This window comes from Pseudomonas sp. HP_12 (assembly GCF_055283955.1).
In genome coordinates this window covers 47,597-64,460 of sequence record NZ_JBTOQG010000011.1, presented here as the reverse complement: position 1 = coordinate 64,460, position 16,864 = coordinate 47,597, and the positions used below count along the sequence as shown (strand labels likewise).

The 16,864-nt window shown below is 65.5% G+C and carries 2 protein-coding genes (1 of these 2 only partly in view); both read right to left on the bottom strand.

Going from position 1 to position 16,864, the window contains the following annotated elements:
- Positions 1-7,130: the start of a non-ribosomal peptide synthase/polyketide synthase gene (locus tag ACYASU_RS09870; protein ID WP_463582677.1), read on the bottom strand. Its footprint begins 9,052 nt before the window's first position; only the first 7,130 of its 16,182 coding nucleotides appear in the window; its start codon is at positions 7,128-7,130; the stop codon falls past the left edge of the window.
- A complete protein-coding gene (locus tag ACYASU_RS09865) occupies positions 7,130-16,864 on the bottom strand; it encodes an amino acid adenylation domain-containing protein (protein ID WP_463582676.1) in 9,735 nt (3,244 codons plus the stop codon). Before ACYASU_RS09865 ends, ACYASU_RS09870 begins: the two co-directional genes overlap by 1 nt.

The window sequence follows — 16,864 nt, the reverse complement described above, 5'->3', positions numbered from 1 at the left end:
AAACGCTCTGCCGTTGCGCCCGGACGGTCCAGATAACCCCGCGCCACGGCGCCCCCAAGGTACAACTCGCCAGCGATGCCTTGGGGCAGCGGGTTTAAATCCGCGTCCATCACGTAGCCTTGACGATCCCCCACCAGATCACCGATCGGCGCGTAGGCCGTGGTGAAGTCGGCAGTTTCAGCAGACGCCAGCCACAAAGTCGGCGTGACCACGGTTTCGGTCGGACCGTAGCCGTTGATGATCCACAGCGGCTGCAAATTGCGAATCACGTCGTGAAGCATCTCGCGGCTGAAGGCTTCACCGGCGAAGCAGTAGGTTTTCACCCCAGGACCCTTGCCCTGCACGCCGGCCCAGTCGGACAGCTGACGCAGGTAGCTCGGCGGGAAAGAGGCGACGGTGATGCCTTCGCGAATCAGCGTGTCGTAGGTCTGCTCGACGCTCCACAGTTCCTGATCACGCAAGACCACACGGGCGCCGTAACACAGCGGCATCATCCAGCCTTCGTGGGCGCCGTCGAAGCTGATCGAGAGGAAGTGGAATTTGCGGTCTTCCGGGGTAAAGCGGTACCGCTCGCCGATGGTCTGGATGTGCATCGAAATGTCGCGGTGGGCAATGGCCGCACCCTTCGGCTTGCCGGTCGAACCCGAGGTGTAAATCAGATAAGCCAGTTGCTGCGGGTGAATGACCACATCCGGTGTCGTTTCTGATTCGGACGAACAATCGAGCTGATCGATGTTCAGCAACGGCACATCGCCGACCGGCACACGATCCAGCGCGGCATCGTGGCTGATCAACAGCTTCACGCCGCCGTCTTCGAGCATGTAGCGCAGGCGCTCGGTCGGGTAATCCGGGTCGAGCGGGATGTAGGCGCCCCCGGCTTTCAATACGGCATAAAACGCCAGCCACAGATCAATCCCGCGCTCCATGGCAATCGCCACGCGCACTTCGGTGCCGATTCCCCGGGCGCGCAAGGCATGGGCCAGTTGGTTGGCGCGACGGTCGAACTCGGCAAAGGTCAGCCGCTGCTCGCCGTGGACCAGCGCGATGGCGTCGGGACGAATACGCGCGTGGTCGGCGATCAGCTCGTGAATCGGGCGATCCACGTAGGGCGAGAACGGCGGCGTGTTCCAGGCGTGCATGGCGTCGATGTCGCCTTCGGTGAGCATCGACAGCTCGCCGATGCGCGCCTCGGGGAAGCGGCAGAGGCCGTCCAGCAATGCCTGAAAATGCCCGCACAAACGCTCGATCTGTTCGGCGCTGAACACGTTGCTGTGGTAGTTGACGTGAACGTGGGCGTGCTCGCCCGCCACCACCGCCAGGCTCAACGGGTAGTGGGTCTTGTCGCTGAGTTCGACGGAACCCAGATTGACGCCGTTGGCCTGCTTGTCCCGCAGCACCGCGTCCACCGGGTAGTTTTCGAACACCAGCAGGCTGTCGAACAGGTCGCGACCGGCGTGGCCCGCGTAACGCTGGGCCTCGAACAGCGGCGTGTGTTCGTGCTCGCGCAGTTCCAGGTTGTGGGCTTGCAGGTCATTGAGCCAGTCGCCGACCTTCTGCTGCGCTTGCGGCGCCTGCACCAGCGGCAGGGTGTTGATGAACAGCCCGAGCATGCGCTCGATGCCCGGCACCTGCGCGGAACGACCGGACACGGTGGCGCCGAACGCGACCCGCTGCTGCCCGGTGTAGCGCTGCAACAGCAGGACCCAGACCGCCTGAATCAGCGTGTTGACGGTCACGCGCTGACGGCGGGCGGCGCTGTTCAGCAGTTCGCTGTTCAGGTCCATGGAAGTGACCCGCACCTGATTCGGCAACGGCTCGCCGGTGCTGGACGTCGGCGCGGTCAGCGTCGCCGCCATCATGGTCGGCTGGTCGAAACCGGCCAGGTGGGTCTGCCAGAAGGTCTTGCTGCCCTCGGCATCGCGGCCCAGCAGCCAATCGACGTAATCCGCGTAATGCCCGGCGGGCTGCGGCGTGGTGTCAGACATCGCCGCCTGAATCACCTCGCCCAGCACCGCCGCGCTGCTCCAGCCGTCCAGCAGAATGTGGTGGAAGGTCCAGACCAGTTTCCACAGCGTCTCGCTCTGGCGAACCAGCAGCACGCGCATCAGCGGCGCGGCGTGCAGGTCGAACGGGGTTTCCCGCTCGGCCACCAGCACGTCCGCGAGGGATTGATCGCCAGCGCGCAGGTCAAGTTCGCGCACGACCAGCGCCGCATCGCGACGAATCAGCTGCACTGGCTGTTCGCTGCCAGGCACGCGCAGGAACGCCGCACGCAGGATCGGATGGCGCTGAACCGCCGCCGCCCATGCCGATTTGAAGCGGGCCACCGGCAAGTGTTCGATGTCCAGCGCCACCTGATTGATGTACAGGTCGCGAGCGCTGGCGGGATCGGCGAACTCGCTGCCGCTCAGCTCGGTGTGGAACAGCAGGCCTTGCTGCATCGGGGTCAGTGGGTACAGCTGTTCGATGTCCCAGGCCGCGACCGGCAGTGCGTCGAGTTGCGCCTGAGTCAGAGCAAGTGCCGGGAAGTCCGACGGGGTGACCGCAGAGTGGCGACGGCAGTGTTCGATCACCTCGTCCAGCGCTTCGGCATACGCATCGAGCAGGCGCTGAACCGACGCGGATTCATGGCGGTCGCCGCTGAAACTGCAGGTCAGGCTGAATTGGCCGTCACGGATCTGCGCGTCGATGGACAGCTCGCCATTCAGTGGCGCATCGGCGGCGCGCTGGGCACCGCTGCCCTCCTCGGCCAGGCTGAAAAGCCCGCTGCTGTGTTGCAGCCGGCCCATGTAATTGAACAGCACGCAGCCGTCCAGCGCCGGCAAGGCTTCACCGCGCAGATGGCGCAACAGGCCATAACCCAGGCCGCCGTTGGGCACGGCGCGCAGGGTTTCCTTGGTGTGTTTGAGGGCGGCGTCGAGGTCGTCGTCGGCATGCAGACTGACCGGGTACAGGCTGGTGAACCAGCCGACGGTGCGCGCCGGGTCAACCCCGTCGAACAGGTCTTCGCGGCCGTGGCCTTCCAGGGCAATCATCGCCCGGGATTCGCCGCTCCAGCGCTTCATCGCCCGCACCAGCGCGGTCAGCAGCAGGTCGTTGATCTGCGTGCGATATGCCGCCGGGGCCTCGCTGATCAGCCGGTCAGTGCGCGCGGCGTCCAGTTGCAGGTGCAGTTGACGCACGTGGTTTTGACGCGCTTCGCCCTGGGGATTGGCGCAAGGCAATTCCGGTGCTGACGGCAGGTTGCGCCAGTAATCGGCTTCGGCGAGCACGGCGTCGCTGTAGGCGAAATCCAGCAGGCGGTTGGCCCAGCGCTGGAAGGACGCGGTCTTGTCGCCGAGGTCGATGGCGAGGCCCGCTTGCGCCTGGGTGTAGGCGTTTTGCAGGTCCTCCAGCAGAATGCGCCACGACACGCCATCCACCACCAGGTGATGCACCACCAGCAACAGACGTTCGCCGCCTTCGGCCAGTGTGAAATGCACGGCGCGCAGCAGCGGGCCGTCTCTCAGATCGAGGCTGGTTTGGGCTTCGTCGCAGGCTAGGGTCAACTCATCGATGCTGATTGTGCGCTTCCAGATCAGGCCGTCTTGGGCCTGCTTGTCAGTGGGAAGCTCGTCACTAGAAAACCCGGCGCGATAGCGTTGCTGCCACTGGCCGTTGTCCTGCTGCACAAACCTCATGCGCAGGGCATCGTGATGGTTAAGTATGGCGTCAAGGGCCTGAGTCAGCGCCGGCAGGTCCAGCGCTTCGCCCGGGTTCAAGAGCAGCGACTGGTTCCAGTGGCTGCGGTTCTTCATCGGTTGCTGGAAGAACCAGTGCTGAATCGGCGTCAGCGGGATGTCGCGGTTCAGCTCGATGCGCTCAACCGCGGGCGCGTCCTGACTGACCACCTGAGCGACTTGGGCCAGCTCGGCGATGGTCTGACGCTCGAACATCTGCCGGGGCGACAGCACGATGCCGGCCTTGCGGGCGCGAGAGATGATTTGCAGGCTGAGGATCGAGTCGCCGCCGAGGGCAAAGAAGTTGTCCTGACGCCCGATTTGCGCGACGCCGAGCAGGTCTTGCCACAACGCCGCCAGTTGGGTTTCGACCCCGGCCAGCGGCGCTTCGAAGCTCCGCTGTTGAATCTGTGGGTCGGGCAGCGCCTTGCGGTCGAGCTTGCCGTTGGCCGACAGCGGCAGGCTCTCCAGGGTGACGAAGTGCGCCGGGACCATGTAGTCCGGCAGGCGCTGTTTCAGCTGGCTGCGCAGCTGTTCTTCGTCGAAATCATCGGCGACCAGATAGCCCACCAGTTGCATGCCAGTCGCCAGCTCACGGGCAATGACCACGGCTTCGCTGACCGACGGATGATCCAGCAGCGCCGCTTCGATCTCGCCGATTTCAACCCGCAAGCCCCGCAGTTTGATCTGGTGATCGAGACGGCCGAGGTATTCCACCACGCCGTCGGCACGCCAGCGCGCCAAGTCACCGGTGCGATACAGGCGCTCGCCGCTGCCGAACGGGCTGGCAACGAAACGCTCGGCAGTCAGCCCCGGACGCAGGTGATAGCCGCGAGCCAGACCGTCACCGCTGATGTACAGCTCGCCCGGTACGCCGATGGGTTGCGGGTTGAGGCGGCTGTCGAGAATGTGGATCTGCAGGTTGGCGATGGGGGCGCCGATCGGGACGGAAACGCCCGGTTCATCAACGCAGGTCCAGTGGGTGACGTCGATGGCCGCTTCGGTCGGGCCATACAGATTGAACAGGCCGGCGTTGGGCAGGCGCTGCAGGGTTTCCCGCGCCAGATCGGCGGGCAAGGCTTCGCCGCTGCACACGATGCGTTTCAGCGAAGCGCAGCCGGTGAGATCGTCCTGAGCCATGAAGGCACCGAGCATCGACGGGACGAAGTGCAGCGTGGTGATCTGCTGTTGTTCGATCAGCGTCTTCAACACCAGCGGATCGCGGTGATCCCCCGGCTGAGCGACCACCAGACGCGCGCCGACCATCAACGGCCAGAAGAACTCCCAGACCGACACGTCGAAACTGAAGGGCGTTTTTTGCAGCACGGCGTCTGATGCGTCGAGGGTGTAGGCCTCTTGCATCCAGGCCAGACGGTTGAAAAGTGCTGCGTGGGTGTTGCCCGCGCCCTTGGGTTTACCGGTCGAGCCCGAGGTGTAAATCATGTAGGCCAGTTGTTCGGGGTGCAGATCAACCTTAGGCGCCGTGACGGGGTAACCCGCCAGCGCCAGATGATCCAGATTCACCACCCGCAGGCCTTCCACAACCGGCAGATCGTCGATCACCGCATCGTGGCTCAGCAGCAGACCAATTCCGGCATCTTCCAGCATGTAGCGCAGACGATCAGCGGGATATTCAGGGTCCAGCGGCACATAAGCGGCACCGGCTTTCAGCACCGCATACAGCGCAACCACCATTTCCACCGAACGCAACGCCGCGACGCCGACCAGCGACTCCCGGCCGACGCCCTGCTCCCGAAGGTAATGCGCCAGTTGATTCGCGCGCTGATCCAGCGCCTGATAACTCAGCAACTCATCGCCAAAGCGCACCGCCCCCCGCTCGGGATGCACCTGCGCCAGACGCTCAAAGTGGCGATGAACAAAAGGTTCATCGGCAGCCCAATCCCGCGCCGTGTCATTGACCAACGCCAACTGCGCACGGTCTTCAGCATCCAGCCATTCGAAATCGCCAATCGCAATGTCCGGCCGCTCCAGCAACTCGGCAAACAGCTGCTCAAAACGCCCATGCAGCCGCTCGATGCTGCCGTGATCGAACAGATCCGTGGCGTAATTCCAGTTGCCCGCCAGCTCCCCCGCCGCGTTTTCCCAGGTGTGCAGCGCCAGGTCGAACTGCGCGCTGCCGTTGTCCAGCGGCATCAGCGTCGCGTTGAGGCCGGGCATCAATTGCAGCGCTTCGTCCTGGCGCTGCTGATGGTTGTAGAGCACCTGAAACAGCGGGTTGTGGCTGAGGCTGCGTTCCGGCGCCAGGGCGTCCACCAGTTGCTCGAACGGCAGGTCCTGGTGGGCTTGGGCGCCTTGGGACGCCAAGCGAACGCCGTCGATGATCTGATTGAAACTGGCGTCGGCCCGGACGTCGCCGCGCAGAATCTGGGTGTTGACGAAGAAGCCGATCAGGCCCTCGGTCTCGGCACGCTGACGCCCGGCAATGGGCACGCCGATGCGCAGATCGGTCTGCCCGCTCATCCGCTGCAACAGCACTTGATAGGCGGCGAGCAGGACGGTGAAGAGTGTCACGCCGCGCCGGCGGGCCAGTTCACGCATGCGGCCGGACAGCGCCGCGTCGAAGCTGAACGGCAGGCGCGCGCCACGGAAACTCTGGCGCGCCGGACGCGAACGGTCCGCCGGCAATTCCAGCACCGGCGGCTCGTCGCCCAGTTGTTGCTGCCAGTAGGCGAGTTGCCGGTCACCCTCGCCCGCGTCCAGGCAGGCGCGCTGCCACAGGGCGACATCGGCGTACGTTAGGGGCAGCGGTGGCAGTGAGTCAGTGTCGTTTTGAATGGCAGCGCGATAGGCTTCGACGAAATCCAGCAACAGCACTTGAATCGACCAACCGTCGGCGATGATGTGGTGCAGACACACCAGCAACACATGCTCATCCGGGCCGCGTTCGATCAACGCCACGCGCCACAGCGGGCCCTGGGCCAGGTCGAACGGGCGTCGGGCGAACGCATCGGCCAGCGCCTGCATCTCGCCCTCGTCGTCTGCGTGCAGACGTTCGAATGGCAACGACTGATCGCCGAGAATCACCTGCTCCGGCGTGCCGTCTTCAGCGGTGGCGAACACCGTGCGCAGGCTGGGATGACGCTCGGCCACGCGCTGGAAAGCCGTTTGCACGGCGCCGATATCCAACTTGCCCTTCAGGCGCAACGCACCCGGCAGGTGATAGGTGCTGTTGCCCGGTTCCAGTTGCTCGAGAAACCACAGACGCTGCTGGGAAAACGACGCCGGGCTGCGCTCGCCCGCCACGCCCGGTGGCACCGGCAACGACGACGCGTCCAGGCCCTGCTCACGCAGCTTGTTCAGAAACACCCGACGCTGAGCGCTGCCAAGGCTGAGGAAACGCGTGGCCAGGGCCAGCAGCTTGCTCCGGGAAGTCATGCTCGGTTGCGACATCAGTTGCTTTCCTCCAGCTCATTCATTAACTCGTCCAGGGCATCGAGCCGGTCGAGTGTCAGGGTCTGCCCCTGCAAGGTGTCGATCAGCGCCGCCTGGGCGGCGACGGTGGTGGCTTCGAAGGCCTGGGCCAGCGGTATGCTCACGCCGAGGCGCTCGCGAATCCGCGACAGCAGCCGCGTCGCCAGCAACGAATGGCCACCCAGTTCAAAGAAGTTGTCGTGACGACCGACCTGCTCAACCTTGAGCAGGCTCTGCCAGAGCTCGGCGAGCACTTCCTCGCGCTCGCCCTGTGGCGCTTCGAACTCGCGTTCTTCCAGGCTCGGCGCCGGCAGCGCCTTGCGGTCGAGCTTGCCGTTGGCGTTGCGCGGCATTTGCGCCAGCACGACGATGTGCGCCGGCACCATGAACGCCGGCAGGGTTTGCGCTAGCGCGGTTTTCAGCACGTCACTGGACAACGCCTGCTGCGCCTCGGCGACCACGTAGGCCACCAGTTGCGGGCCGTGGGCCGTCGGTTGCGCGCTGACCACCGCGTCGTGCACCGAGGGTTGCGCCAACAGCAGGTTTTCGATTTCGCCCAGCTCGATGCGCTGGCCGCGGATCTTCACCTGGAAGTCGGCACGGCCGACGTATTCCAGTGCGCCGTCGGCGTTCCAGCGGGCCAGGTCGCCGCTGCGATACAGCCGCGCACCGGCCTCGCCAAACGGATCCGGCAGGAAGCGCTCGGCGGTCAGGCCTGGCCGCGCGGCGTAGCCACGGCCCACACCGACGCCGCCGATGTACAGCTCGCCCACCACACCGGGCGCCGCCAGTTGTAGATGGGAATCCAGCACGTACAGGCAGTTGTTGTCGGTGGGCCGGCCAATCGGCATGTTGGCGTTGAGCGCCGGCGCGGCGATCAGGGTGTGCAGCGCGACATCGTCGGCGCACTCGGCCGGACCGTAGGCGTTGACCAGCGGGACCTCGGGGTAGCGCGCAAACCAGCGCGCGGCGAGATCAGTGGTCAGCGCTTCGCCGGTCGGCAGCAGCCAGCGCAAGGCATCGAGCCGCTGGGGCGCGACTGCGAGCATGGCGTCGATCATCGCCGGCACGCATTCCAGGACGCTGACCTGATTGGCCGCGACTTCTTCCAGCAGGCGCTGCGGGTCCTGCACCACGGCGTCCGGCAGAATCTCCACGCGCCCGCCAAACAGCGGCGCGGTCAGGAACTGCCACACGGAAATGTCGAACCCGGTGGCGGCGGTCTGGGCAATGACATCGCCTTCGCCCAGGCGCAGATACGGCAGCTTGGACATCTGGTTGTTGAGCATGCCGCGCTGATTGACCATCACCCCTTTCGGCTCGCCGGTGGAACCGGAGGTGTAAATGACGTAAGCCAGTTGCTCGGCGGTGGCGTAGCGGCCGGGGTTCTGGTCAGCAAGGGAATCGCTTCCGGCCAGCACGTCCTCAAGCACCCGCACACGGGGCTTACGTTCAGCCAGCGCGACAATCGCCTCGACCTGAGGCAGACACTCCCGCGGCGTCAGCAATACCGGCGCGGCGCTGCTGCCCAGCATGCGCGCGCTGCGCCCGGCCGGGTGACGATCATCCAGGGCCAGATAGGCCGCACCGGCCTTGAACGCGCCGACGATCATGCTCAACAACGGCAGGCCGCGCGGTGCAAACAGCGCCACTACATCATCGCCCTGCACGCCCGCTGCGATCAGGCCGTGACCGATGCGGTTGGCCTGACGATTCAGCTCGCGGTAGGTCAGGCTGTGACCCTGACAGCGCGCCACTTCCTGGGCAGGATGGGCCAGCACCCGCGCCTCGAAACGCTCCAGGTAGCTGATGTCGTACCAGTGTTTTTGCACCGGGCCGAGCCCTTGGGCCAGCAACTGCTCGCGCTCCGTTTGCTCAAGGATCTGCAACTGGCTCAGCGTCTGCTGCGGGTTGTCGATCAACTGCGTGAGCAGACGGCGGAAGTGGCTGACCAGCATGCCCATGTCGGCGTCGTCGAAGTGCCGGGTGTCGTAGGTCAGCTGCAATTGCAGGGATTCGCCCGGCAGCAACACCACGGTCAACGGGTAGTTGGTGTGGGTGCGGTTGGCCAGCGGGTTGATGCGGTATTCGTTCACGGCCTGTTGCACCTCGGCGCCCAACGGAACGTTCTCGAAAACAAACAGGCTGTCGAACAGCGGCTGGCCGCGCGGGGTGTCGGCGAGCAGCTGAATGTCGGCCAGGGACAAATGTTCGTGCTGGCGCATGTCGGCGTTCTGCCCCTGCAAGGCGTTGAGCAAGTCCAGCGCCGAGGCGCCGAGGCCCGGCCGGCGGATGCGCAGCGGCAAGGTGTTGATGAACAGCCCCAGTGCGCCTTCGATGCCTTCCAGCTCGGTCGGGCGACCGGCCACGGTGACGCCGAACAGCACTTCGTCGCGGTCGGCATGGCGCATCAGCAACAAGGCCCAGGCGGCCTGCACGAAGGTGTTGGCGGTCAGGCGATGCTGACGCGCTTGTTCGGCGAGTTTTGCGGTCTGCTCGACGCCCAGCGCCAGGGTGACGTCGCGCATTTGCGAATCTCCCTGAGGGCTATGGCGGTACGGCAGCGGCGTGACGTCGGTGAAGCCCGCCAGCGCGTTGCGCCAGTAATCGCGGCTGACCGCTTCGTCCTGCTCGGCGAGCCAGGCGAGGAAGTCGCGATACGGCCGCGCCGGCGGCAGGCTGACCTGACGGCCCTCAAGGAACGCGCGGTAATGGGCGAAGAACTCGGTGAGCATCAGGCCCCGGCACCAGGCGTCGATCAGCGCGTGGTGGTGGCTCTGAACGATGCGGAAATCCGCCTCGCCGAACTTGATCAGGCGCAGGCGCAGCAACGGCGCGCGGGCGAAATCGAAGCCCTGCTCGCGCTCGCTTTTCAGCAGCTCTTCAAGCTCCGCTTCGGCGGCGTCGCGGGACAGATGGCTGAGGTCGATCAGTTGCACCGGCGACGGCACGCGACGCATGACAATCTGACGCTGCACGCCGCTCTCCAGGCCGTGAAACGCCGTGCGCAACGCCGGGTGGCGCTGCACCACTTGCTGCCAGGCGAATTTGAACGCGTCGAAATCCACGTGGGCGCCGACGTCGTACTGATCCTGCATCAGGTAGATGCCATTGCCCTGCTCCAGCAGGCTGTGCAGCAAAATGCCCTGCTGCATCGGCGCCAGCGGCAGAATGTCTTCGATCTCGCGCGCGGGAATGCCCAGCCCGTCGAGCTGATCCTGATTCAGGCCGGCCAGAGGGAAGTCAGACGGCGTCAGGCCGGCGTTGGATTCATCGCCGCAATGGGCGATCAGCTGCAGCAATTGCGCTTCATACAGCGCCACCAGTTGCTCGATGCTGTCGCGGCTGAAACGCTCGCGGCTGAAGGTCCAGTCCAGCTGCAACTGGCCGTCGCGCACCTGCCCGTCCACCGCCAAAGCATTGGCCAGCGGCCCTTGGGGGCAACGCAGATTGCCCGGCGTGCGGCTCGACAATGCGAACAGCGCGCCCTCGCTGTCGTCGAAACGGCCGAGGTAGTTGAAGGTCACGCCTTGGCCGATCAACTCCGGCAAATCGGCGCCGGCCAAGTGCTTCAAGACGCCGTAGCCGAGGCCTTTTTCCGGTACCGCGCGCACGGCTTCCTTCACCGACTTGAGGGTGGCGATTGCGTCATCCGCGGCGTCCAGGGCCAGCGGGTACAAGCTGGTGAACCAGCCGACGCTGCGGCTCAGGTCCAACTCGCCGGTGACGTCCTCGCGGCCATGACCTTCGAGGCTGATGACGTGGCGACGGCGGCCGCTCCACTGCCACAGCGCCTGGGACAGCGCCGCCAGCAGCAGATCATCGATGCGTGTGCGGTAGGCGGCCGGGGCTTCGCTGAGCAGGCGACGGGTAGCGGTCGCGTCGAGTGTCAGGTGCAGGGTTTCGCCGTCGCCGACAAGGCTTTCCACCGACGCATCACCGGGCAGGACGGCATCGGCGGCGTTCAGCCCTTGCCAGTACGGAAGCTGTTTTTGCAGTTCTGGGCTGTGCGCCAGGGTGCTCAACGATTGCGACCAGGTCTGGAAGCTGGCGGTTTTATCGGCCAATGCCACGCGCTTTCCAGCCGCCAGTTGGCTGTAAGCCAGTTGCAGATCTTCCAGCAGCACCCGCCACGAGACGCCGTCCACGGCCAAGTGATGGATCGCCAGCAGCAACCGAGCCTCGCCCGATGGCAGGCGCGCATGGACCACCCGCAGCAGCGGACCGGTGTCGATGTTCAGGCTGCGCTGGGCTTCATCGTTCAGTGAATCGAGGTCGTCTTCGCGGCTCATTTCACAGGTCCACAGCACGCGCTCGGCACTTTCGCTGTCGCGGTAACGCTGCTGCCACTGGCCTGCATCGTTCTGATGGAAGCTTAGACGCAGGCTGTCGTGATGGGCCAGCACGGCCGCAAGGGCCTGTTGCAACCGCGCGGTGTCCAGCGCCTCGGGCACGTCGAGCAGCAACGACTGGTTCCAGTGTTGACGCTGGGCGATGGGCAGGCTGAAGAAGCGCGCCTGAATCGGCGTCAGGGCAAACTCGCGGGGTGCGACCGCCGCCGTGACGGGCGCGGCGACAGGTTTGGCTTCGGCCACCGTGGCGACCTGGGCGAGTTCGGCGATGGTCTGTTTTTCGAACAGCTGCTTGGGCGTCAGGCGGATGCCCTGACGCCGGGCACGGGCGATGATCTGCAGGCTGAGAATCGAGTCGCCGCCGAGGGTGAAGAAGTTGTCGTGACGGCCCACCGCGTCGACGTTCAGCGCCGCTTGCCACAGCGCGGCGAGTGCGGCTTCGACCCCTTCACGGGGCGCTTCGAAATCGTCGGACGCCAGGGTCGGCGTCGGCAGCGCGTTGGCGTCGAGCTTGCCGTTGGCGGTCAGCGGGAAGGCATCGAGGGTCAGGATGTGGTTCGGCACCATGTAGTCCGGCAGGCTCTGGGCCAGCTGTGTGCGCAGCGCCTCGCCGTCCACCGTTGCACCACTCGCCACCAGCGCATAAGCGATCAATTGGCCGCGATCATCGACGCGCACGTGGGCGTCACGCAGGCCGTCCAGCTGGCGCAGGCGCTGGGCGATTTCACCCAGGGCCACGCGGTAGCCGCGCACCTTGACCTGATCGTCGGCACGGCCGAGGAACTGAATCTGACCGTTGGCCAGCAAGCGCGCGCGGTCACCGCTGCGGTACAACCGCGTGCCGTTGCCGCTCGGATCAGGAATAAACGCCGCAGCGGTCATCGCCGGACGCTGGTGATACCCGCGCGCCAGACCCGGCCCGCCGATGTACAGCTCACCGACGTCGCCCTGCACCACCGGTTGCAGCTGATCGTTGAGAATCAGCGCCACGGCATTCGGCAGCGGACGCCCGACGGGCACGCTGTCGCCCATCGACTCTTCAAACGCCTCATTACTCAGCACGCCGACGGTGGTTTCGGTCGGGCCGTAGTGGTTGATCACCCGGCAGCCGGGCTTTAAGCGCTTCACCTGCGCGACCAGCTCCCACGGCAGCGTATCGCCGCCAAGGATCAGCGCGTGTTCCGGCAGCACATCGGCCGCATTCGTCGCCTGCAGCAGGCCGTTCAAATGGGTCGGCACGATCTTCAGCACACCCACCTTGTGCTCGGCCATGTAGGCGGCAAAGCGGTCGGCGTCGTTGGTGCGGTCGGGGCTGATCAGGTGCAGCGAACGCGCCGAGCACAGGGCGCCGAACAGCACGGTGTGGCCCAAGTCGGCGCCGACGGTCGAGACCATGGCCATGCTCGCCTCGGGCGTCAGATCAAGCCGGGCGAGCAAGGCCTGCACGTAATCCGCCAGTGCACCGTGACTAATCACCACCCCTTTCGGCGTGCCGCTGGTGCCGGAGGTGTAGATCAGGTACGCGGCCTGATCGGCGCGGGGTTGCAGGTCCAGGGCTTGGGGCGGCAACAAGCGCCAAGGGGCATCGGCCGCCATGCTGACGACATCGCCTTGGAAGTCGCCCGGCGCCGCCACGTCGCTGATCAACCCGCTGGCACCACTGTCGGCCAGCACAAACGCCTGACGCTCGGTCGGCCATTTCGGGTCCATCGGCACAAATGCGGCGCCACTCTTGAGCACCGCCAGCAGGCCGACGACGAACTCCAGCGAGCGCTCCAGCAGAATACCCACGCGGCTTTCCACGCCCACACCGGCCTGGCGCAAATGCTGCGCCAGTTGGTTGGCCTGGGCATCGACCTCGGCAAAGCGGGCGCTGCGCTGTTCGTCTTGCAGCGCCAGACGATCGGGCTGCGCACACACGCTGGCATCCCACAGGCTCAGCACATCAGTGGCCGGGAACGTCACCGTTTCCGCCGCGACGAATGAAGGCCCGGCGCCGATCCGCAGATCAGCCAGACGCACCTGAGGTTGCGCCACCACTTGCGCGCAGATCCACAGCAGATCACCCGCAAGACCGGCGATGCGCGGCTCGTCAAACAGGTCGCAGGCATAGGTGAACACCGCCTGAATGCCGTCGGCGTCGTCGGTGATGTCCAGGCCTAAATCGAAATGCGCCGAGTAGTCGTCGAGCTGGCTGACGTCCATGCGCACGCCGGCCATTTCAACGTTCTGCGGCAGCGGGAACTGCTGGGTGAATTTCACCTGGCACAACGGGTTGTGGCTGAGGTTGCGCGACACGCCGAGGGCTTCGACCAGTTGCTCGAACGGCAGGTCCTGATGGTGTTGCGCGCCCAGCGCGGTGTGGCGCAAGGCCTCAATCAGCGTGCTGAACGATTGCTGCGGCGACACCTCGCTGCGCAGCACCAGGGTGTTGACGAACAGCCCGATCAATCCTTCGGATTCGGTGCAGGTACGCCCCGCCACCGGCACGCCGACGCGCAGATCGGTCTGGCTGCTGTAACGCTGGAGCAGGGTTTTGTAGGCGGCGAGCATGACCATGAACAGGGTCGCGCCGTGGCGACTGGCGAGGTCGCGCAGACTTTGGCTCAAGTCGCGGTCGAGGGCGATGGCGTAGCGGGCGCCGCGGTGGCTTTGCTGGGCCGGACGCGGGCGATCGGCTGGCAGGTTCAAAACGGTCTGGGCATCACCCAATTGCTCACGCCAGTACGCCAGTTGGCGCTGACCTTCGCCACCGGCCAGACGCGCGCGCTGCCAGGCGGCAAAGTCGGCGTATTGGATCGGCAGCGGCGGCAACGCCGGCTCCGCGCCCTTTACATGGGCGCTGTACAGCGCGGCGAATTCCTTGAGCATGACCTGCACCGACCAGCCGTCGGCGATGATGTGATGCAGCACCAGCACCAGTTGCTGCCGATCCGCCGCCAACCGCACATTGAGCACGCGCCACAGAGGACCGTTCTGCAAATCCATCGGTTGCTCGACGGCTGCTCTGGCCAATTCGCTCAACGCCTCCTGCGGGTCGGTGTCCTCGCTCAGGTAATGGCGTTCGATCAGCACGGGGCCCGACGCGTGAATGCGCTGCACCAGCTTTTCGTTGGCGTCGATGGCGAAGGTGGTGCGCAGGCTTTCATGGCGGGCGGCCAGGTCGTCGAAACTGCGTTGCAGCGCGGCGTCATCCAGTGCGCCGTTGAGGCTCAACTGGCCGCACAGGTGATAGGCGCTGCTGTCCGGCTCCAGCTGCGCGAGGAACCACAGGCGCTGCTGGGCAAAAGACTGCTCGGGGTCGCTGTCGCGGGAAATCAGCGGTACGCCAGCAGGGCGTTCGGCGCTGCGGGGCTGGGTGGAGACGTGGACAGCGACGTGGGCGTTGAAGGCGCCAAGGGTCGGGTGCTCGAACAGGTGGGCGGGCTCAAGTGTCAGGCCCAGCTCACTGTTCAGGCGCGACAGCACTTGCACCACGCCGACCGAATCACCGCCACGGGCGAAGAAGTGATCCGCGGCATTCAGATCGCTTTTGCCGAGGACCTCCTGCCACGCGGCCAGGACTTCCGGCAGCAGCGGCGATGCATCAGCGGCAACGTCCGCGCTGTCCGTATCGAGCAAGCGGCCGTCCTGCCAGATCGCGAAGCTGTCGAGGCTGCCGTTCTGCCAGCCGCTGCGACAGGCGGAACGTTGCAGCTTGCCGCTGGTGGTGCGCGGCAGTGCGCCCGGCTCCAGCAGCACAATGACTTTCGGCGCCACCAGAAACAGCTCCGACACCGCGTCGCGCACCGCTTCACAAATCATCGGCGGCTTCATCAGACGGCGCACGTTGCGGCTGATTTCCAGGGCCAGGCCAACGCCTTCGACGCCCTGCTCGTCCGTCACCGGGAAGGCGGCGATGCGCCCGCGACGCAGCAGCTCGACGCTTTTCTCCAGCGCCTGTTCGATGTCCTGGGGGTACAGGTTCTGGCCGTTGAGGATGATCAGATCCTTCAAGCGACCGGTGATGAACAACTCGTTGTCGCTGGCAATGCCCAGATCGCCGCTGCGCAACCAGCGCTGGCCGTCTTCCTCGACGAAGGTCTGCGCGGTCGCTTCGGCGTTCTGCCAATAGCCCTGGGCGACGCTTGGCCCGGCTATCCAGATTTCGCCGACGTGGCCGGACGCGAGGGGCTGCAGCGTGGCCGGATCGACAATCCGCAGGTCATGATCGGGCCGGCACCAGCCGCACCCCGGCAGACGACTCTTCGCATTCTGATTGGCGAACACCGCCTCGGCTGCATCCCCGGCGGCGAGCTGGCTGCCGTCGAAATGCTTGATGCCGAACGGCCTGTCGCGCTCGGCGGCGCTCACGTACAGCGTCGCTTCGGCCAGACCATAGCTCGGGGTCAGGGCGCGGCGGTTGAAACCGGCCGGCGCAAAATGCTCGCTGAAGGCATCCAGGGTGGCGATGCGGATCGGCTCGGAGCCGGAAAACGCCAGGCTCCAGTTGTCCAGTGTCAGGTTTTTCACCGCACTGGGTTTGATGCGCTCGACGCACAGGCGATAGGCGAAATCCGGGCCGCCGGAGAAGGTCCCGCCGTACTGACTCATCGCTTCCAGCCAGCGCGCCGGGCGGCCGAGGAAGTAGTTCGGCGACATCAGCGTCAGCGTGCCGCCGTAGTACAGCGGCAACAGCAGACCGCACATCAGGCCCATGTCGTGGTACAGCGGCAGCCAGCTGACCCAGCTCTCCAACCCCGAATCGGAGACGAAGTGCCGGGCCATGGCGACTTCGTTGGCCATGAGATTGTCGTGGGAGACCATCACGCCTTTTGGCGCGCTGGTTGAGCCCGAAGTGTATTGCAGAAACGCCAGCGACGCGGTGTCGATCAGCGGCGCCTGAAAGCCTGCGTGCCCGTCGGTGATCTCTTCGACCGCAGCGAAACGCCCGCCAGCGGGCATGAACGGCTGCAACAGGTGTTGGAATTTATCCAGGTCTTCCCGGCGCCCGAGGACCATCTGCGGCGCGGCGTCGTGGAGGATGCCGGTCAACCGGTCGAGGTGGGTCTGCCGGTTGTACTCAGGGGCGAAGGCCGGCACCGCGATGACCCTGGCGTACAAACAGCCGAGGAACGCCGCCGCGTAATCCGCGCCGGTCGGCAGGATCAGCACGCACCGCTCGCCGCCCTGCGCGCCAAGGTGCTGCTGCAGGCAAGCGGCAATCGACCGCGCCTTGGCATCCAGCTCGGCGTAGGTGGTCAGCAGCGGCGGCTGGTCCTCGTGGACGATGTGTCGAAGAGCAATCCGGTCCGGCTGGGTCTGCGCATAAAAGCCCACCAGTTCGGGAAAATGCGCGGCCTGATCTCGTATGGATTTCAT